The sequence below is a fragment of the Winogradskyella sp. Asnod2-B02-A genome, assembly GCF_045063645.1.
In the GTDB taxonomy this organism is placed as follows: Bacteria; Bacteroidota; Bacteroidia; order Flavobacteriales; family Flavobacteriaceae; genus Winogradskyella.
The window spans coordinates 2,286,907-2,306,749 of sequence record NZ_JBEFOG010000027.1; the positions used below are offsets into that span (position 1 = coordinate 2,286,907).

The 19,843-nt window shown below is 31.0% G+C and carries 22 protein-coding genes; 13 read left to right on the plus strand and 9 right to left on the minus strand.

Translation table 11 applies throughout. From position 1 onward, the window contains the following. Window positions 1–14: 14 nt before the first annotated feature. The 3 genes from ACJJVO_RS17750 (at window position 15) to ACJJVO_RS17760 (ending at window position 2,304) form a co-directional block, all read left to right on the plus strand. Window positions 15–392 (plus strand): GxxExxY protein, encoded by a 378-nt coding sequence (locus ACJJVO_RS17750; protein ID WP_405576561.1) that lies wholly within the window; start codon window positions 15–17, stop codon window positions 390–392. Window positions 393–444: 52 nt separating this feature from the next. Next, complete coding sequence (locus ACJJVO_RS17755) at window positions 445–1,398, plus strand: GSCFA domain-containing protein (protein WP_405576563.1); 954 nt, start codon at window positions 445–447, stop codon at window positions 1,396–1,398. Between the two features lie 174 nt (window positions 1,399–1,572). Beyond that, window positions 1,573–2,304, plus strand: a complete 732-nt coding sequence (locus ACJJVO_RS17760; RefSeq protein ID WP_405576565.1) for a hypothetical protein — start codon at window positions 1,573–1,575, stop codon at window positions 2,302–2,304. Between the two features lie 98 nt (window positions 2,305–2,402). Here the strand turns inward: ACJJVO_RS17760 and coaD are convergent, their stop codons facing one another. The 3 genes from coaD to ACJJVO_RS17775 are packed head-to-tail and all read right to left on the minus strand — an operon-like array spanning window position 2,403 to window position 4,777. Further along, window positions 2,403–2,861, minus strand: a complete 459-nt coding sequence (gene coaD, locus ACJJVO_RS17765; protein WP_405576567.1) for a pantetheine-phosphate adenylyltransferase — start codon at window positions 2,859–2,861, stop codon at window positions 2,403–2,405. Window positions 2,862–2,907: 46 nt separating this feature from the next. Continuing rightward, window positions 2,908–3,789: a tetratricopeptide repeat protein gene (locus tag ACJJVO_RS17770; protein ID WP_405576569.1), complete on the minus strand. Its 882-nt coding sequence runs from the start codon at window positions 3,787–3,789 to the stop codon at window positions 2,908–2,910. A gap of 10 nt (window positions 3,790–3,799) precedes the next feature. Then, window positions 3,800–4,777 carry a D-alanine--D-alanine ligase gene (locus tag ACJJVO_RS17775; RefSeq protein ID WP_405576571.1) on the minus strand — a complete coding sequence of 326 codons (978 nt, stop codon included), beginning with the start codon at window positions 4,775–4,777 and terminating at the stop codon, window positions 3,800–3,802. Between the two features lie 137 nt (window positions 4,778–4,914). Between ACJJVO_RS17775 and ACJJVO_RS17780 the strand changes: the two genes are divergently transcribed. The 4 genes from ACJJVO_RS17780 (at window position 4,915) to ACJJVO_RS17795 (ending at window position 8,372) form a co-directional block, all read left to right on the plus strand. Next, the gene (locus ACJJVO_RS17780) at window positions 4,915–5,460 is read left to right on the plus strand and encodes a PASTA domain-containing protein (protein WP_405576573.1); all 546 of its coding nucleotides are present in this window, start codon (window positions 4,915–4,917) and stop codon (window positions 5,458–5,460) included. A gap of 12 nt (window positions 5,461–5,472) precedes the next feature. Further along, on the plus strand, window positions 5,473–6,510 hold the full coding sequence (locus tag ACJJVO_RS17785; protein ID WP_405576575.1) for an RluA family pseudouridine synthase: 1,038 nt from the start codon (window positions 5,473–5,475) through the stop codon (window positions 6,508–6,510). A 353-nt stretch (window positions 6,511–6,863) separates the two neighbouring features. Further along, entirely contained in the window at window positions 6,864–7,622 is a 759-nt protein-coding gene (gene yaaA, locus ACJJVO_RS17790; RefSeq protein WP_405576577.1) for a peroxide stress protein YaaA, read from the plus strand. Window positions 7,623–7,652: 30 nt separating this feature from the next. Beyond that, window positions 7,653–8,372, plus strand: coding sequence for a hypothetical protein (locus ACJJVO_RS17795; protein WP_405576579.1), 720 nt, complete (start codon window positions 7,653–7,655; stop codon window positions 8,370–8,372). Window positions 8,373–8,428: 56 nt separating this feature from the next. On the opposite strand, the gene ACJJVO_RS17800 is transcribed toward ACJJVO_RS17795, so the two are convergent. Continuing rightward, complete coding sequence (locus ACJJVO_RS17800) at window positions 8,429–8,995, minus strand: hypothetical protein (RefSeq protein WP_405576581.1); 567 nt, start codon at window positions 8,993–8,995, stop codon at window positions 8,429–8,431. A gap of 234 nt (window positions 8,996–9,229) precedes the next feature. Here ACJJVO_RS17800 and ACJJVO_RS17805 point away from each other — a divergent pair, with 234 nt between their 5' ends. From ACJJVO_RS17805 to ACJJVO_RS17820, 4 genes are all read left to right on the plus strand, one after another. Then, the gene (locus ACJJVO_RS17805) at window positions 9,230–10,027 is read left to right on the plus strand and encodes a tryptophan-rich sensory protein (RefSeq protein WP_405576583.1); all 798 of its coding nucleotides are present in this window, start codon (window positions 9,230–9,232) and stop codon (window positions 10,025–10,027) included. 112 nt (window positions 10,028–10,139) lie between these two features. Then, on the plus strand, window positions 10,140–11,426 hold the full coding sequence (locus tag ACJJVO_RS17810) for a DEAD/DEAH box helicase (protein WP_405576585.1): 1,287 nt from the start codon (window positions 10,140–10,142) through the stop codon (window positions 11,424–11,426). Between the two features lie 3 nt (window positions 11,427–11,429). Beyond that, entirely contained in the window at window positions 11,430–11,642 is a 213-nt protein-coding gene (locus ACJJVO_RS17815; RefSeq protein WP_405576587.1) for a DUF6500 family protein, read from the plus strand. After that, entirely contained in the window at window positions 11,643–11,870 is a 228-nt protein-coding gene (locus ACJJVO_RS17820; protein ID WP_405576589.1) for a VF530 family DNA-binding protein, read from the plus strand. It begins immediately after the preceding gene. Between the two features lie 45 nt (window positions 11,871–11,915). Here the strand turns inward: ACJJVO_RS17820 and ACJJVO_RS17825 are convergent, their stop codons facing one another. From ACJJVO_RS17825 to trpA, 5 genes are all read right to left on the minus strand, one after another. Continuing rightward, window positions 11,916–12,806, minus strand: coding sequence for a YitT family protein (locus tag ACJJVO_RS17825; RefSeq protein ID WP_405576591.1), 891 nt, complete (start codon window positions 12,804–12,806; stop codon window positions 11,916–11,918). 126 nt (window positions 12,807–12,932) lie between these two features. Beyond that, window positions 12,933–13,292 carry an EF-hand domain-containing protein gene (locus ACJJVO_RS17830; protein WP_405576593.1) on the minus strand — a complete coding sequence of 120 codons (360 nt, stop codon included), beginning with the start codon at window positions 13,290–13,292 and terminating at the stop codon, window positions 12,933–12,935. 70 nt (window positions 13,293–13,362) lie between these two features. After that, window positions 13,363–13,815: a tRNA (cytidine(34)-2'-O)-methyltransferase gene (locus ACJJVO_RS17835; protein ID WP_405576595.1), complete on the minus strand. Its 453-nt coding sequence runs from the start codon at window positions 13,813–13,815 to the stop codon at window positions 13,363–13,365. Next, a complete protein-coding gene (locus ACJJVO_RS17840) occupies window positions 13,805–14,029 on the minus strand; it encodes a hypothetical protein (protein ID WP_405576597.1) in 225 nt (74 codons plus the stop codon). The genes ACJJVO_RS17835 and ACJJVO_RS17840 overlap by 11 nt, the downstream gene beginning before the upstream one ends. A 1-nt stretch (window position 14,030) precedes the next feature. Continuing rightward, entirely contained in the window at window positions 14,031–14,792 is a 762-nt protein-coding gene (gene trpA, locus ACJJVO_RS17845; RefSeq protein WP_405576599.1) for a tryptophan synthase subunit alpha, read from the minus strand. A 280-nt stretch (window positions 14,793–15,072) separates the two neighbouring features. On the opposite strand from trpA, the gene ACJJVO_RS17850 reads away from it, so the two are divergent. Together ACJJVO_RS17850 and ACJJVO_RS17855 are read left to right on the plus strand one after the other, a co-directional pair. Beyond that, window positions 15,073–16,665 carry a hypothetical protein gene (locus tag ACJJVO_RS17850; RefSeq protein ID WP_405576601.1) on the plus strand — a complete coding sequence of 531 codons (1,593 nt, stop codon included), beginning with the start codon at window positions 15,073–15,075 and terminating at the stop codon, window positions 16,663–16,665. Between the two features lie 138 nt (window positions 16,666–16,803). Beyond that, window positions 16,804–19,827, plus strand: a complete 3,024-nt coding sequence (locus ACJJVO_RS17855; protein WP_405576603.1) for a tetratricopeptide repeat protein — start codon at window positions 16,804–16,806, stop codon at window positions 19,825–19,827. The last annotated feature ends 16 nt before the right edge of the window (window positions 19,828–19,843 follow it).

Here is a 19,843-nt window from a genome sequence, read left to right on the forward strand (position 1 = left end):
GTGAAAATTAATTTATGACTGAAAACGAAATTTCAAGGATTATAGTAGATGTTAGTTATCACATTCACGTTGAATTAGGTCCAGGTTTATTAGAATCGGTTTATGAAGAAATTTTATTCGTTGAATTAAAAAATGAAGGATTATCAGTAGAGCGACAAAAACCTTTGCCAGTCGTTTGGAGGGGAAAACAATTGGATTTAAGTTACAGAACAGATTTAATTGTTGAAAATAAGGTAATTATTGAGATTAAGTCGGTTCAAGAGATTCATCCTGTTCATCCTAAACAATTGATGACCTATTTAAAACTTACAGGACTCAAATTAGGATTATTAATTAATTTTAATAGTCCATTAATTAAAACAGGTATTACAAGAATAGTAAATAATTTGTAACTTGTTTTACAGCTGAGCAAGCCTTTGCGACTCTGTGACTTTGCGCGAAAATATGAAACTACAAACACAAATACCATTAAAAAAACAACAACATAATCAAATAGATTACAACTCTAAGATTATGTTGTTTGGTTCGTGCTTTTCTGAAAATATAGGAGAGAAATTTAAATATTTTAAATTTGAAAGTAGTATTAATCCTTTCGGGATTTTATTTCATCCGTTAGCGATTGAAAATCTTATAACACGTGCTATAAACAGAGATTATTATTCGGAGGAGGATTTGTGTTTTCATAATGAACAATGGAGTTGTTTAGATGCACATTCTAAATTAAATAAAACATCTAAAGTTGAATTGTTAGCGATTTTAAATTCTCAAATTGATGAAACCTACAATCAATTAAAAAGTGCAAGCCATGTTATAATCACATTAGGAACAAGTTGGGTTTATAGGCTAATAGAATCTGATAAAATTGTAGCGAATTGTCATAAATTACCTCAGAAAAAGTTTTTAAAAGAGTTACTTTCAGTTGAAGAAATATCAGAATCTCTTGAGGCAATAATTAGTTTGGTAAAAAGTATTAATCCTGAAGTCTCGTTTCTATTTACAGTATCTCCAGTGCGACACGTTAAGGATGGTTTTGTGCAAAATACGCAAAGCAAATCTCATTTGTTGGCTGCCATACATCAAGTTGTAGAGCCAAGAAATCAGCTTTATTATTTTCCTTCGTATGAAATTATGATGGATGAATTAAGGGATTATCGTTTTTACAATTCTGATATGTTACATCCAAGCGAAATCGCGATTAATTATATTTGGGAAAAATTTAAAAATGTTTGGTTATCTAGTGATGCTTTAAATACTTCAGAAGTTGTTGCTGCTATTCAAGCAAAAAAAGCGCATCGTCCGTTCAATCCAAATTCTCAAGCACATCAAGCATTTCTTGCAAAACTTCAAATAGAAATAGAGAATCTACAAATGATATATCCTCATTTCAATTTTAATTAGATTGTAAACGGAATAAATAATTAGGTAATCCATAACCTTAAGATAAGATTCCGTATTAGACTTATTAAAAAGTGCTAAGAAAAATAATGCTCTGTTTTATTTATTAATTGAGATTTACTCTAGTTAATTACTAAATAATCTTATTTTAACAGTCTTATTTAAAAAAAACTAAACATGAAAAAACTGATTTTTATTTTTTGCGCCTTTGGCTTAATGCTTAATTCTTGTTCAAGCGATGATTCATCTGATGATGGTGGAGATCCAGACACTGTTTTATTGCAAACTTTAATTGAAACTTATGAAGGTGATGATTATATAACTAATTTCACTTATTCTGGGAATAAATTAATTGGTACTTCTGATAATGATGGTTACTCTGAAGAGTATATTTATACTGGTGATTTATTAACTACTATTAAGGAATATGAAGATGGTGTTTTAGATTTTCAGACCGAGCTAGGATATGACAGTAGCGATCGATTAATAACCGAAACATTTACATTTGGTTCAAATTCAGTTGACGTTAATACATTTACTTATAATGCAGATGGTACTATAACTTTATCAGAAAACGGAGAAAACACTTATATTTTAACTTATGCTGCAAATGGAAACCGTTTAGAGGAAGAAGATGTTGATGGAGGACAAGATTATACATTTACTTATGACACTAAGAATAATCCACTTAAAAACATCCACCAAAGAGAGGTTTTTGAATTAATAGGTAGATATGCATATGAGAATAATGTGTTAGATGAAGTTAATACAGGTAATGCAGTTTATGCTGATGAGAGTTCATTTACATATACTTACAATTCTGCAAACTATCCTACTACTGGTGTAGAAACAATAACGCTTGACACTGGAGGTGAAGAGGATTATATTTTACAATATATTTACGAGTAAATATTATATTCGCTTTTACATAGTAATAAAAAACTCAAGCCTTAACGGTTTGAGTTTTTTTATACTTTAAATATTTTTCTATGAGTATTAATAATTTGTTATCGGTTTACCCTCACACTTTCTGGAACCAAAACCGTATAATCACCATTGTTTCTTAGTACATCACGTACTATTGAAGACGAAATAAAAGAGGTTTTAGCCGCAGTTAACAAAAAGACTGTTTCAATTTTTGAGAGTCTTCTATTGGTATGTGCTATGGCCTTTTCAAATTCAAAATCAGCAGGATTTCTTAAGCCTCTTAATATAAATTCTGCATCAATTTTTTCACAGAAATCAATAGTTAATCCAGTATAAGTGACCACTTTTACTTTGGGTTCGTTTTTGAAGGCTTCCTCAATGAATTTTTTTCGTTCTTCTAAAGAGAACATATATTTTTTGTCGGCATTGATGCCAATTGCCACTACGACTTCGTCAAATAGCTTAATACCACGTTTTATAATATCGAAGTGTCCGTTTGTAATGGGATCAAATGATCCAGGGAATAATGCTCTTTTCATTGATTAGCTTTATAATTTGACAGAATGTTAGTTAAAGATACTAAACTTAATTATTTTTTTGTTTTTCCCATTCACTTTCAAAATATGTTACATACTTAGAAAACTGAGAGGTTCCATTAATATATTGTTTCGCTATTTTTATCCACTTGCTATATTTCTTTTCGTCTTTTTTATTGAAATAAACAGAACACATATTTATAGCCATTTCAGCCTTAATATTATCGTCTTTAGCGTTTTTAATACCTTCAGTAAATGCATTCTCAGCTTTTTCTAAATCTTGTAAATTCATAAAAGCGTAACCTAATTCTTTGTAAATTAATTGGTCATTATTTTTATTCGCTATTGCTTTTTCTAAAACGGGAATGGCTTTTTTAAATTGTTTTGTAGCATTATATGCAAAAGCTAACTCAAACTCTAATCCTTTAAAATGAGGTTGTTGGTTATAAGCTTTTAACAATGGTTCAATAGCATTTGCACTTGCTCCTACATGGTTGTAGAGATAACCAATTTGCTTAAGGTATTCAACATTATCGTCATCTCTTTTGTACAATTCTAACCAATCTGGAAATAATGGTAAGTTGAGTTCTTTTAGTTGTTTTGAATTAATTATGGCAACGTTTTTTGTGTCTGTATAAAGTCTACTTTTTATATATCCTATTTTTGAAACACTATCTGTTTTAGTAGGAATTAATATCTGGTCTTTGATTGTAAAAGAATTCTCAAAATTAAAAGTAAATCCTGCCATTTCATCTATATAGATAAAACCTAAAGTATATGTAGAATCCTTTTTAGTTTTAGGGAAAGCAACCCATTTATCTACTGCGTTATAATACTTGGTGTCAAATTTTAGAGGAATAGAATCGTTTTGAGCAAAACAAAATATTGAATTAATAGAATAGATAAGTATAAGAAAAGCCAGTTTGTTCATAATAATTGTTTTAGTTTTTTAAGGCTTCTTCAATAGCATTTCCAAACAAATCTACCAAACTAATTCCGGCTTCAGCAGCCTGTTGAGGTAATATACTCTCTTTAGTTAAACCAGGAACGGTATTTACTTCTAACAAATAAGGTTCATCGTTTTTAGAAATAAATTCGCTTCTAGAAAAGCCTTTCATTTTAAGAATTTCGTATATTTTTTTTGCTTCAATTCTTACTTTATTCGCGTAAGATTCAGAAATACGAGCAGGAGTAATTTCTTGAGATTTTCCTTCATATTTAGCTTCATAATCAAAGAAGTCGTTTTCAGAAACGATTTCAGTAATTGGCAAAACCAGAGTTTCATTGTTGTATGTAATGACACCAACAGAAACTTCTACACCATCTAAAAATTGCTCTATAATGATTTCATTATCTTCCTTAAATGATTTTTCGATAGCTGTTTTTAAATCTTCTTTTTTATAGACTTTAGAAATTCCAAAACTACTTCCTGCTTTATTAGCTTTTACAAAACATGGTAAGCCAACTTTTGCAATAATAGCATCTTCATCTATAGTATCACCAAGGTTTAATGGATAGCTTTCGGCTGTTTTAATACCGTACGGCTTAAGTGTAGCCAACAAATCGCGTTTGTTAAATGTAAGCGCAGCTTGGTACATTGAGCAGCTGGTTTGTGGCATATTTAACAAGTTAAAATATGCTTGCATGTAACCATCTTCGCCAGGAGAACCATGGATAGCATTAAAAACACAATCGAAATTAATTTTTGTTTCGTTTACTAAAACCGAAAAATCATTTTTATCTATTGGAAATTCTTCATCTAAATCATTCACAAAAACCCATTTGTCTTTGAAAATATGAACACGGTAAGCGTTGTATTTATTTTTGTCTAACGTGCTGTAAACCACGTTGCCACTCTTAAGGGAAATCTTATATTCACTAGAATAACCTCCCATTATAATTGCGATATTTTTTTTCATTATCAGGTTTAAAAAAGTCTTACCGTAAATGTATAATTTATTTTTTATAAACTAAATCACTTGTTCTAACGTATTTTATACATGTGTCGTTAATATAACGTCAGAATTTCTTAGTTTTGTCAACAATTATATAGCTTATGAGTTTAGTTAAGTTTCTTACTAGTAAAGTGTTTTTTAAACAATTGGCAATTGCCGTTGTTGCTATTGTGGTATTATGTTTTTTAATATTAAAATGGTTAGATGTCACCACCAATCATGGAGAATTTGTAATCGTTCCTGATTTAAAAGGTAAATCCTTAGAAACGGTAGGCATAGAATTAAAAGATCATGAACTGGCAATGGAAATTCAAGATTCAGCAAATTACAACCCAAATTACCCAAAGTATTCCGTTATAGAACAAAATCCAATAGCAGGATCTCACGTTAAGGAAAATAGAAAAATTTATTTAATCTTAAATCCTTCAGGTTATCGTAAAGTAGAGGTGCCAAACATCTTAAAACGCACTTTTAGACAAGCCAAACCACAATTAGAAGCTTTAGGATTTAAAATAGGTGAAATTAGTTACAAAAAATCCATTGGAGAAGGTGTGATGTCTATGTCACACAATGGAAAGCCGCTAAAACCAGGTACATTATTGCCTTTAACTTCAAAGATCGACTTGGTAATAGGTAAGGTTGACTAAAAAAAAATGATAATGCCAAATATTCCTGATATTTCAGAAAGTGACGATAACGAATTGTACGAGCATCACGCTTTTAGAGTTGTTGCGGGTCAACAACCACTTCGAATAGATAAATACTTAATGAATTTTATTGAAAACGCCACGCGTAATAAAATTCAAGCTGCAGCAAAAGACGGAAGTATTTTTGTGAATGATGTCCCTGTAAAGTCTAATTACAAGGTAAAACCCAATGATCACATTACAGTTAGGTTTGAGCATCCTCCGCACGAAAATTTATTAATTGCAGAAGACATTCCAATAGATGTCGTTTACGAAGATGATGATTTGCTCGTTGTAAATAAACCAGCAGGCATGGTAGTGCATCCAGGTCATGGCAACTATTCTGGGACCTTAATAAACGCATTAATTTTTCATTTTGAAAATCTACCAAACAATTCAAGTGAAAGACCAGGTTTAGTTCATAGAATAGATAAAGATACCAGCGGATTATTAGTAGTTGCTAAAACAGAACAAGCCATGGCGCATCTTTCTAATCAGTTTGCTAAAAAAACGAGCGAACGCGAATATGTGGCACTTGTTTGGGGAAATATGGAAGAAGAGGAAGGTACTGTTGAAGGTAATATTGGTCGTCATCCCAAAAACAGATTACAAAACACCGTTTTCTTAGATGACGAAGAAGAACAAGGTAAACCAGCCGTTACACATTATAAAGTCATAGAACGTTTAGGTTATGTAACGTTAGTGAGCTGTAAACTCGAAACCGGACGTACACACCAAATACGTGTGCACATGAAACATATTGGACATACCTTATTTAATGACGAACGTTATGGTGGTGAACGCATTTTAAAAGGAACCACATTTACAAAATATAAGCAGTTTGTAGATAACTGTTTTAAAATTTTACCAAGACAAGCCTTACATGCCAAAACTTTAGGTTTTGTACACCCAACAACAGGTAAGTTTATGCAGTTTCAATCTGAAATCCCAGAAGATATGACGCAGTGTATTGAAAAGTGGAGGCACTACGCTAAACACACAAAGGATTAATAAATTTTGGGCGTTTCTCTACTACGCAATAGCTACGTAGAGTCAGGCTGTCCATTATATCTTTTTTTTCGTGCCTCAAAAAAAGGATGCCATTTCCATCCTTAACGCACTTGCCGATGGTAAGTGATTATAAAGCTAATGCAATTACAACAACTCAATAGGTTTAGTGTAGTTGCATTTTTACTTTTGTTATATAAAAATGAGTTTCTGTCTCTTCATAGTTATTCATTATAACACTATCAAGATTAGTTCTCACTAAGATTTGAAACTCTTTCATTTACATCGTATTTTTACATTGAGAAAGAAAAATTGTTTAACTTTTAATGAAAAATCCACGTTTGTGGACATGTGTTATGAAATTAGTACTATCACCAGCAAAATCTTTAGATTACGATACTAAACTGCCAACAACTAAAACTACAGAAGGTGTTTTTTTAAATGAAGCAGAGCGTTTAAATAAATTACTAAAAAAGAAATCAGCAAAGAGTTTATCTACGCTGATGCATATATCAGATAATTTAGGGCAACTGAATTACGAGCGCAATCAAGAATGGGAATTACCATTTACATCAGAGAATGCAAGACAAGCTATTTACGCTTTTAGTGGAGATGTGTATAGAGGATTAGATGCTTATACCATTGACACAAATAAATTAGATAAAGTGCAAGATACTGTTCGTATTCTATCAGGATTATATGGTGTTTTAAAACCTCTAGATTTAATACAACCTTACCGATTAGAAATGGGGACAAAAATGCCCGTCGGTAAAAACAAAAATTTGTATCAATTCTGGCAAAAGAAAGTTACTAAAGCCTTAAATGAAGAGTTAGAAGACAACGAGATATTTCTTAATTTAGCAAGTCAAGAGTATTTTAAAGCCATAGATACAAAAGCTTTAAAAGTGCCAGTAATAAATGTAGCGTTTAAAGAGTTTAAAAATGACAAGTATAAAATCATAGCCATTTTTGCAAAATTAGCCAGAGGATTAATGACGAGATATATTATTGATACCGATGCAAAAACTATTGATGATATTAAAGGTTTTAATTACGATAACTATGGCTTTAGCGAAGCGTTATCTTCAGAGAATGAATTGGTATTTACAAGATAAAATAGATCTGTAGTGCTTTAAATTGTATTTATGTATTATTTACTTATTGTTGTTCAAGTGTATTGTTTATATCATGCCTATAAAAACAACAAGCCTTTTTATTGGTATTTTCTTATCTTTTTTGTTCCTGCCATTGGGTCTTTAATTTATATTGTAACCCAGATGTTTAACAAAAGTGATGCAGAAAAAATTCAAGAAGATATAACATCAGTCATTAATCCTACCAAAAAGATAAAAGAGTTAGAAAAGAAGGTTCAGCTTGTAGATACTTATACTAACCGAATAGAATTAGCAGATGCATATTTTAAAAACAATGATATTACTAATGCTATTATACACTATAAGAAAACATTAGAAGATACCATTCAAGATGATTTATATGCAAGGCAGAATTTAATCTTGTGTTATTTTCAACTAAAAGATTATGAGGGTGTCATTGAGCAAACTGAGTTTATCAAAGAGAAAGCTGAATTTAAAGGTTCAAAACAACAATTTTGTTATGGTTTGGCATTAAATGAATTGGGGAAAATAAATGAAGCAGAAGTACAATTAAAACAAATAGATAGACCATATTCAAATTATGCAGAACGTTTAGCTCTTGCTAAGTTTTATATTGAAAACGATAGGATTACTGAAGGAAAAGAGCTTTTAGAGGAAATTTCTACAGAATCAAAACGTTTAACCAAACCAAACAAAAAACGTTATGGATCAACCATAGTTGAGGTTGAGCGTATGTTGTCTGCATTATGAGATTTTACGTCAAAATCCAAACCAATGATTTATAATATCCACTAAGGTCGTTTTACTCAATCCTCACTTCCCCAAGGAGCATCTGGTGTTTCAATAGTTTTAGTTAAATCAAAACGAACCGTAAACAAACGATCACTACCTAAACGACGTAGGTTATAAGTTAAACTTGTATCATCTATTGTAAACCACCAAATATTAGTAGAAGCTGCAGGTAAAATTTTTGCAGTATGTGCATCGGCAGGAAACATTTGTAAATTAGCCAAACCTTGATTTGCACTTGTGCCTCCGTATTGTGTTAGTTTTTCTTCGGAGCCGTCTTCATGTCTATGATCGTGTTTTAGGCTAATTATTTTTTCATCATTCATATGTAAAACCCAGGTACGTGATTTGTTGTCACCAACAAAAAATGGAATTTTAATGTCGTTAGTATCGCAAGAACGCACATGCATCACTAGTTTTTCACCCGTAAAGCCATCACCTAATTTTCCTCCTTCTATAATCTCGCCTTCGTAAGCATTGCCACAATGCGCTTCGAGTTGCTTCCAAAATTTTTCTGAATTGGTTTGTTCTTGTGCTAAAAGGTGTAGTGGTAATATGAATAAAAAATAGAGTAGTGCCTTCATAATTAAATATTCTTAGTATACGTTTCTCTTACAGCTAATATACATGAATTCTTGAGGTTAAATAATTTTATAAAACGATGAAGTACTGATATAGAATCTAATTAGTTCATTAAATGTATAGGATAAAAATAAATAAGTACCAATAAGGTTCGTACCGTTTCATTTAAGTTAAAATATGGACAGAATAAGCTAAACTAATGCTTCATATGTTTTAAATTAGAGGAAAATTAAATCATGAAAAAAACGCTTCAGATAGGAAATATTATAGCTTTAATTTTAACTATATTCATCAATTATCTCTCTAATACAGGTGCCTTAAATAACACCACTATTGGCGAAGTTTCTAATAGTTATAGATCCTTGTTTACTCCAGCAGGTTATACGTTTGCTATTTGGGGACTAATTTATTTACTGTTGATAGGTTTTGCCATTTATCAAGGTCGTAGCTTGTTCAAAAAAGTTGAAAATGATGATTTTGTAATGAGAACAGGTTGGTGGTTTATGCTCTCATGTTTATTTAATTCGCTTTGGGTGTTTGCTTGGATTTATGAATATACAGCAGTGTCTTGTGTTTTTATTTTCTTATTACTTTTTTCATTAATAAAGATTGTAATCAACAACCGAATGGAGTTAGATGACGAGCCATTATCTATTATTGCTTTTGTTTGGTGGCCTTTTGTGGTGTATTCGGGTTGGGTAACTGTGGCTAGTATTGCTAATGTCTCAACGTATTTAGTAAAAATGGGTTGGGATGGTTTTGGTGTTTCTGATGTCACTTGGACAATACTATTAATTGCAATTGCAGTCCTTCTAAATATATTGATAACATGGAGGCGAAATATGAGAGAGTTTGCGCTTGTTGGAGCTTGGGCATTAATTGGCATAGGAAATGCCAATAAGCTCAATAATGAGACACTGATGTATGTGGCTTTTATAAGTGCAGCTATATTGATAATAAGCAGTTCTATTCATGGTTATAAAAATCGTGATACTAGTCCGTTAAAGAAGTTTCAAGAACGGAAGAATTCATAGCGTTTATAATATAATAGCCATTTTTTTAGAGTCAGGCATAAATTAGCTGTAACTTCGCACCAAATTAAAGGAGTGACCTAAATAAATAGAGTTTGCTTCATAAACACTATTTATGTCATTTAAATCTTTGGGCCTATCTGAGCCTTTACTTAAAGCTATCCAGAAAAAAGGATACGAAACACCTTCACCTATTCAATCAAAAGCTATTCCTTCTGTATTAGAAGGGAAAGACGTTTTAGCATCAGCACAAACCGGAACTGGGAAAACAGCAGGTTTTACATTACCGTTGCTTCACTTGTTATCTAATGGAGCTCAGCAAAGACATAGACCAATTAGAGCTTTAATATTAACTCCAACACGTGAGTTAGCAGCACAAGTTTACGCCAATGTTAAAGAGTACAGTGAGTTTTTAAACATTAGAAGTACTGTTATTTTTGGTGGAGTCAATCAGAAACCACAAGTTAATAAATTAAGTCAAGGAGTTGATGTTTTGGTGGCTACACCAGGACGTTTAATCGATTTAGAAAACCAAGGAGTAATATCTTTAAATAAGGTAGAGATATTTGTTTTAGATGAAGCAGATCGTATGTTAGATATGGGTTTTTTACGCGATATAGAACGTGTTATGAAACTTATGCCAGCTAAACGTCAGAACCTAATGTTTTCTGCAACCTTCTCTAAAGATATTAAGAAACTAGCCTATTCAATTCTTAATAATCCTGTTCAAGTTGAAGCGACACCTGAAAATACAGCTGTTGAGGTTATTGATCAAAAAGTATATCGTGTTGCCAAAGGCAAAAAAACAGGACTAATTATAAAGTTAATTTCTGAAGGGAATTGGAAACAAGTTTTAGTTTTTACAAGAACAAAACATGGAGCCAATAAACTTTGCAAAAAGATGATAAGCGATGGCATTACTGCAGCAGCAATTCATGGAAATAAAAGTCAAGGAGCCAGAACAAAAGCATTAGCAGGTTTTAAAAATGGATCGGTTAGAGTTTTAGTGGCTACAGATATTGCCGCTAGAGGTTTAGATATTCCGTTATTACCACATGTTATAAATTTTGAATTGCCTAATGTATCTGAAGATTACGTTCACAGAATTGGTAGAACAGGTAGAGCAGGAGCTAGTGGAGAAGCTATTTCTTTAGTAAGTGCTGATGAAACTACTTTTTTGCGAGATATTGAAAAGTTGATTGATATGAAGATTGAAATCGAAATCGTTGAAGGTTTTGAGCCAGATCCTAATGCTTCAACAGAACCAATAAGGCCAGGTCAGAATAGAAATCAAGGTCGTCGTAAAAATTCGAATAATAGAAATTCAGGAAAGGCTAAAAGCTCTAATTCAGATCGAAATAAAAACCGAAACCGTAATAGAAACAACGATAGTAGACGCTAAGTAATGACTTCAGCTTTAAAAGATAAAATCATAGAAGTTTGCGATAAGAAGATTGCTCAAAAAGGCACTAATGTTGGCATTTCATTTTATGCGTTTTTTAAAAATAAAAATGACAATCCAGAATTATTAATGGAAGCTGCTATCTGGTGGATTAAAACTCACCAATTAGATCATTTTGAAAAAGCGGTTAAGATTAAGGCTTTAATTGAAAACTAAATGTCAACCCAACCCAACAATCCACTTCACGGAGTAAAATTAGAACAGATTATAACAGAACTGCAAGCACATTACGGCTGGGAGTATATGGGCTATCAAATTAGTATTCGTTGTTTTACGGATAACCCTTCAGTAAAATCGAGTTTAAAGTTTTTAAGACGCACACCTTGGGCAAGAACTAAGGTTGAAGATATGTATTTAGACTATTTAAAAAAGAATAAGAAATAAGTGGTTTTAAATTCTTATTTAAAGTCATAGAATTAATTAAGAGACTTAAATTTTAGGTAACGTTTTACCCTTTTTCTTATCAAGATAATGACGTAAAACGCCACCTTTTACATTATTTACATCAAATTCTACTATAAATGCATTTTCGTCTATATTTTCAATAATACGATGCATTTTCTTTATGTCAATACGATTAATTATGGTGTGAATAATATCAAAATCTTGTTGTGGTCCATTACTACCAAAGCCTTTAGAACCTTTATAGGTTGTTAAGCCAACTCCTAATTCAATCATTATAGCATGCTTAATTTTAGCATAATCATTAGAAACGATTGTAACACCAATAAAATCTTCAAAACCTTCAATAGTCATGTCTGTAACTTTTGCTGTGACGATGTAAGTGAGGATGGAGTAAAGCGCTATTTCTAAAGAAACAACCATTGCCGTGATACTAAATAATATAATATTAAATATAAGAATTACTCTACCTATGCTTAATCCAAATTTATCATTGAGATAGATCCCTAAAATTTCTGAGCCATCTAAAACAGATCCATTCCTAATGGCAATGCCAATACCTCCACCCAAACATAAGCCTCCAAAAATGGAGATTAATAGTTTGTCGTCTGTAATGGTATCATAATTTCCAAAATGAATCAATGATGCAAAAGCGAGAATACTTAGAATAGACTTTATAACAATACGCTTAGAAACCGTATAATATCCAAGGATTAAAAATGGTAAACTGAAAATGACTAATAGTAATGAAATATCTACACCAATCAGTCTATTTACTAATAATGCTATTCCTGTAACGCCACCATCCATAAAACCATTGGGTAATAAAAAAGCTTTTAAACCTATACTCGCTAAAATAATACCTAGCGCAATCTGAGCAAATTCTGAAAAAAAATTATAGGATTTAGAGTGCTTCATAATACTGTATTAGATTAATGAAAAGTTACAAAAGGAAAATCATTTAAATGTTATCTAGGGGTAAAAAAAATATCCTCTAAAGTAACTTCTAGAGGATATTTTAAATCTTGATATTAAAAAATAATGTTATTCTTTTTTATCTAATTCAGCGCTCTTTTTTTCTTGAACCTTAATTTGATTTTTTACTCTCTTTGGTTTCTGTTTGCTATTGTAAAAAACACTAAACTCTTCTCTATTTAAAGTACCGTTTTTATCTGTGTCTATACTTAAATATCGTTTTTTAACAAGTTCTTCTTTAGATGCATCTTTTAATCTAGCGGTTTTATATTCTTCTAGAGTAATCACATCATCGGAATTTGCATCTATATGATTGAACATTTTTGATGAGTTATCTTTTTTTAAATCGACTGTTTCTTGAGCGTTAGAAAAAGAAAATGAAGCAACTGTAATTATAAAAATTCCGGTTTTTAATGTTTTAGTAATCATTGTATTATGATTTAGGGTTTGTTTAAATTTAAGACCAATATAAGCGAAAAAGGTTTAATTACCATAATAATTATTTTATTTGTCGCAATCCTTCATAAACTACAATGCCAACAGCATTTGCTAAATTTAGACTTCGTATGGATTCGCTATAAAGCGGAATTTTAAATAATTGTTTTTTATGATGTTCTATTATAGGTTTTGGTAAGCCAACAGATTCTTTGCCAAAAACTAAAAACATATTGTCTGTAAAATCAATATTCCAATGCGTTTTTGTGCCATGGCTAGATAAGAAAACCATTTTAGCATTTTTATTTTTTAAGAAGAATTCGTCTATATTATCATAGTAGATGACTTCTAAATGTTGCCAATAATCTAAACCAGCACGTTTAAGACGCTTATCATCAATTTCAAAACCAAATGGTTTTACCAAATGTAATTTAGAACCTGTTGCTAATGCTAAACGACCAATGTTACCAGTATTATTTGGTATTTCTGGTTCTATAAGTACAATATTAAGTGGCATTTTTATGCGTAATTTTTATAAAAATTAATCTTATTAATAATAGAAATGGAAAACCATGAAATACGACATCGAACCAATCCTTTAATGTCATTCCGTTTGCTCCACCTGCTATCCATCTTATTTTTCCAATGATATGAGGTTCTGGAAAAAAAGGTGCTAAACCTAATGTTAGGCATAATAGCAGTATAACACGCCAATCGTTTAAGATTTTCATATTATCTGATTGAGGTTATAAAGCTATCGATAGAGTTGGTGCCATTATTAGTAATGTGTTTAATAAACGCACTTCCAATAATAGCTCCTTTTGCGTACTGTGTTGCTTGTGTAAAAGTTTCATTGTTAGAAATTCCAAAACCTACTATTTGAGGATTTTTTAACTTCATATCTGCAATACGCTTAAAATAATTAGTTTGTTCATTTCCAAAACCAGAATTGCCACCCGTTACACTTGCAGAACTGACCATATAAATAAAGCCGTTAGAAACAGAATCAATATAACGAATGCGTTCGTCTGAAGTTTGAGGAGTAATTAAAAGGACATTTATTAAACCGTATTTTTCAAAAGTTGATTTATAATCGGAGTGGTACACGTCTACAGGCAAATCAGGAATAATAAGTCCATCAATTCCAACTTCTTCACATTTTTTACAAAAGGCTTCAACACCATATTGAAACATTGGGTTAAAATAACCCATTATAATTAAAGGAATGTTAACGGATTTACGAATGTCTTTGAGTTGCTCAAATAATAATTCGCTAGTCATACCATTTTTTAATGCTTGCGTAGAACTTGCTTGTATGGTTGGTCCATCTGCTAATGGATCACTAAATGGCAATCCAATTTCTATCATATCTACACCACTTTTTTCCAGATTTTCAATGATACTAACGGTATCATCAACGTTTGGATATCCTGCTGTAAAGTAGATGGATAAAAGTTTTTTGTCTTCTGCTAATTTTTGGTTAATTCTGTTCAAAATTTAAGTTTTGTTATTGGGTAGTGAACTTTAGAAAATTTTCACGGTAATTTGTTTAATGTAAAAGTATAACTTAATTACGAAACTTCGGTATTTTCATAAAACCTTCTTTTTGGATAATAGTGCATTTTTAGTGCTTGTTTTTATTGTTAAATTAGGAGATATATCTCTAAAAATTATATTGGCATAGTAATTGAAATTATGCGATTATGTTAGTTTTGTTTACTCATTAGTTGTTTCAGGAAATGACTGATAATAAAACATATTAAAATTTTAATTCATGAAATATATTATAAGCATCATAATACTACTGAGTTCCGTAATGGCGTTTGCGCAAAATGAATTCCATGTTTTTCCTGTAGATGGTAAAACAATAGCCGGAACACCAAGTGGAAATGGCAGTATTGAAAAGCCTTGGGATTTACAAACAGCATTATCGCAATCTCCAGAATACGTAAATGGAGGAGATACAATTTGGATTCATGATGGTGTTTATAAGGGAAGATACATTAGCTTAATTCGGTCTTCAAACTCAAAATTTATTACAGTTTCAGCATTTAAAGATGATACTGTAATACTAGATGGAAATGTATCTACCGAAGGCAAATATGTATTGGAGGTTAAAGGTGGTAAAGTAATATTTAGAAATTTTGAAGTGACCTATTTAGGAGATTTTCCGAGGTTGTATTCAGATAAAAATATTAGAGGAGCTAACGGAATTAATCATATTTCTGGCGAATGTAAATTTCAAAATTTAAAGATTTATAATATTCCTGGACTAGGGTTTGGTTCATGGAAATCAACAGGTGGTTCTGTCATAGAGGATTGTATTATTTATAATAATGGAATTATTGGTAAAGAAAGAGGTTATGGTGAAGGTATGTATGTTCAAAATCATAGTGATAATACTAGGATTATTAGAAACAACATCATCTTTAATAATTATTATAAAGGTGTAGAAATTTGGTCTGCAAGTTCAGGTCAGAATAAGGAGTTTGTTAAGAATATAAACTTAAGTGGTAATATTATATTTAATAATGGAATTCCCTCAGGAAGGCACCAAGGCAATGTAATTATAGCAAGTAATGACCGAGAAAGTGTAAACATTGCCAAGCATATTAAAGTAGAAAACAATGTGTTATATCACAACGTAGATTTTATTAAAAACAATAAATTAGGAGATGCTTCGTCTTTGCTTTTGGGTTTTATAAAACAAGCACTTGTTGAAGATATTACAGTTACGGATAATGTAATTATTGGTCAAAATAATGGGTTTAGTATTTTGCATGCTAAATCAGTTTTTTTTAAAAATAATACGGTTTATGCTGGTTATGTGCATTTTGATGCATCAACGTTACTAGGTTTAGAGTCGCAATTAATTCAAATGGATTATAATAGCTACTATACTAAAAGAGGAGTACCGTTTAGGATTTTAAAATACAAAGATTATACACTAGCAGACTGGCAGAATACTTTTAAAATTGATGTCCATAGTTCGGCTAGAGTTTTAAAAGAATTTGAAATTAATTCTGTGTTAAAAGTGAGTCCATTACATACAAATCCAAGTCACTTTAATGTTGCGCTTATAGAAAAAAATGGAAATGATGTTGAAGTCAATTTTAGTGATTTTAATATTGAAGAAGGTATGACATATAAAATCTATGATATAGAAAACAGTCATCAGGTTTTAAAATCTGGAGAAATCACAAAAACTTTAAATGTTAGTTTTCCTATGACTTTGAATAACTTTGAGAAACCGTTACACAATACTTTAGCCATAAAATCTGCTGAAAATTTTGGTGTATTTAGAATTGAATTCGAAAAATCAGAAAAGAAAAGTTTTTTCAAACGCTTATTCGGATGGTTGTTTTAAGGATTAAACACCTCTTACTTAATTATACCAACTATTTTTAATAACTCCGTTTATAATTATAAACAAATTCTATCGTTATAGATTTGGGATTGAATTATATTTGACATTAAATAAAATCATCAAAAAAACGTAAAACTAATGATGTTACTCAAAAAACAGTTAATCATCGTTTTTCTTGTAGTTTCTTCGCTTGCAATGGCTCAAAAATCGGCTGTTTACACTAGTGATTTACAAGATTATCAAAAAGCATTAACCTTATACAATAATAAACAATATCATGCAGCTCAGTCTTTGTTTGATAATGTTAAAGACAGTACAGACGACATTACTATCCAATCCGATTGTGCCTATTACATCGCTAATTGTGCTGTGCGTTTAAACCAGAATAATGCAGACGATTTAATCACAGAATTTGTTGAAGATTATCCAACAAGTACTAAGAGAAATACAGCTTTTTTAGATGTAGCTGATTATTATTTTGATAACGGAAAATATGCTTATGCTCGTAAATGGTATGAGAAGTTAGATGAAGGTAGTATAGCACGTTCAGAAAAAGAGCGTTTCAATTTTAATTATGGCTATGCTTTATATTCAACTAAAGACGAAAAGAAAGCGACGAAGTATTTAAATAGAGTTGTAAATTCTAAAGAATATGGTTCTCAAGCCAAATACTATATTGGTTTTTTAGCGTATCAAGGTGATGATTACGATACGGCGAATGAGTATTTTGATCAAGTTAGTGATAACGAAAAATACAAAGAAAAGTTATCTTACTACCAAGCGGACTTAAACTTTAAGTTGGGGAAATTTGATAAAGCCATAGAGCTTGCAGAAGCACAATTACCAAGAAGTAGTGCTGCAGAAAAATCAGAATTATCAAAAATTATTGGTGAAAGTTATTTCAATTTAGAAAAATATAAGGAAGCCATTCCATATTTAAAAGCGTATAAAGGTAAAAAACGAAAATGGAGTAATACTGATTATTACCAATTGGGTTATGCATATTACAAGCAAAATGATTTTGAAAGTGCGATTTCAGAATTCAATAAAATAATTGGTGGACAAAATTCAGTAGCACAAAATGCCTATTATCATTTAGGAGAAAGTTACATCAATTTAGATAAAAAGCAAGAAGCTTTAAATGCCTTTAGAAATGCATCACAAATGGATTTTGATTTAAAAATTCAGGAAGATGCATGGTTAAATTATGCTAAGATTAGTTACGAAATTGGAAATCCGTACCAATCCGTTCCTCAGGTTTTAACGAGTTATTTAAAAGCTTATCCTAATTCTGGCTATAAAGAAGAGGTTGAAACACTTTTAATAGATTCTTACATTACTTCAAAAAATTATAAAGAAGCTTTAGAACTTTTAAAAGGAAAAAATAGTTTTGAAAACAAAGCCGCTTATCAAAAAGTTGCTTTTTTTAGAGCTGTAGAATTATTTAATGAAAATAAATATAATGAGGCTTTAGATTTATTTAAAGGCTCTTTAAAAGAACCAATAGATGCAGTTTTTGTTGCCAAAGCAACCTTCTGGAAAGCAGAAACAGAATATAATTTAACTAATTATAATGATGCTTTAATTGGCTTTAAGCAGTTTGATGGTTATAGTGAATCTTCTAGTTTATCAGAAAACGAAAATCTAAATTATAATTTAGCATACACTTATTTTAAGCTGAAGGATTACACAAATGCTTCTAACTATTTTGAGAAATTTATAAAAAATAAGTCGAATGATAAACTACGCCAAAACGATGCTTATTTAAGATTGGCAGATGGCTATTTTGTTTCTAGTAAATATCAAAATGCGATTGATGCCTACAAAAAAGCCATTCAGATTAATGAGATTGAATCCGATTATGCCGCATTTCAAATAGCGATGAGTCAAGGGTATTTAGGAAAAGGTGCTGATAAGATCTCAGAATTAAAAGCTTTTATAAATCAATATCCTAAATCAGCATTACGAGATGATGCTATGTATGAGTTGGCAAATTCTTATGTAAAAGCAAACGAATCTGATAAGGCAATGCAAATGTACGATCGCTTAAATTCTGAATACAAAACAAGTGCTTTTACTTCTAAGGCCTTATTAAGGCAAGGTTTGGTTTATTATAATGGGAATGATAACACACGTGCATTAACTAAATTTAAAAAAGTAGCTACTGATTTTCCTGGTTCAGGAGAAGCGGTTCAGGCGGTTTCAACCGTAAGATTAATTTATATAGATTTAGGTAAAGTAGATGAATACGCAACTTGGGTAAGAACTTTAGATTACGTTGAGGTTACAGATGTAGATTTAGATAATGCCACCTATTTAGCAGCAGAAAAACCTTATTTAGATAATGAAACTGATAAAGCTATACGTCAGTTTAATAAGTATTTGAGTGAGTTTCCAAAAGGACTTCACAATGAAAAAGCGCATTTTTATTTAGCGCAATTGTATTACAAAAAAGAATTGTTTGATAATGCACAACCACATTATAAGGCTATTGTTGAAGCTTCAAAATCAGAATATACAGAACAAGCTATGGTTAAGCTTTGTGAAATTTATTTAGGTAAAGCTAATTGGGAAAAAGCAGTGCCTGTTTTAAAGCGATTAGAGCTCGAAGCTGATTATCCGCAGAATGTGATTTACGCACAATCTAATTTAATGAATGCGTATTATCAAACTGAAGACTATCCTAAAGCAGAAAGTTATGCTGAAAAAGTATTAAGCAATTCTAAATTAGATAACAAAGTTAAGAGTGATGCTAAATTAACTATTGCACGTTCAGCTATTAAAATAGGAGACGAAGCTAAGGCAAAAATAGCATATGCTGAGGTAGAAAAATTAGCAACAGGAAGTGTGGCTGCAGAAGCGTTGTTCTATAATGGTTATTTTAAAAATAAAGCAGGCGATTACGAAGCATCAAATATCACTATTCAAAAATTAGCAAAGGATTTTGGTAGTTATAAGTTATATAGTGCTAAAGGTTTGGTAGTAATGGCTAAGAACTTTTATGCTTTAGGAGATGCATTTCAAGCCACCTACATATTAGAAAGTGTAATTAGCAATTTCCCAGACTTTACAGAGGTTGTAACGGAAGCGAAAGCAGAATTGAATAAAATAAAAGCTGAAGAAGCAAAAACAAATTCATCAATCGAAACTGACGACAACTAAAGGTAGCATTAATCAA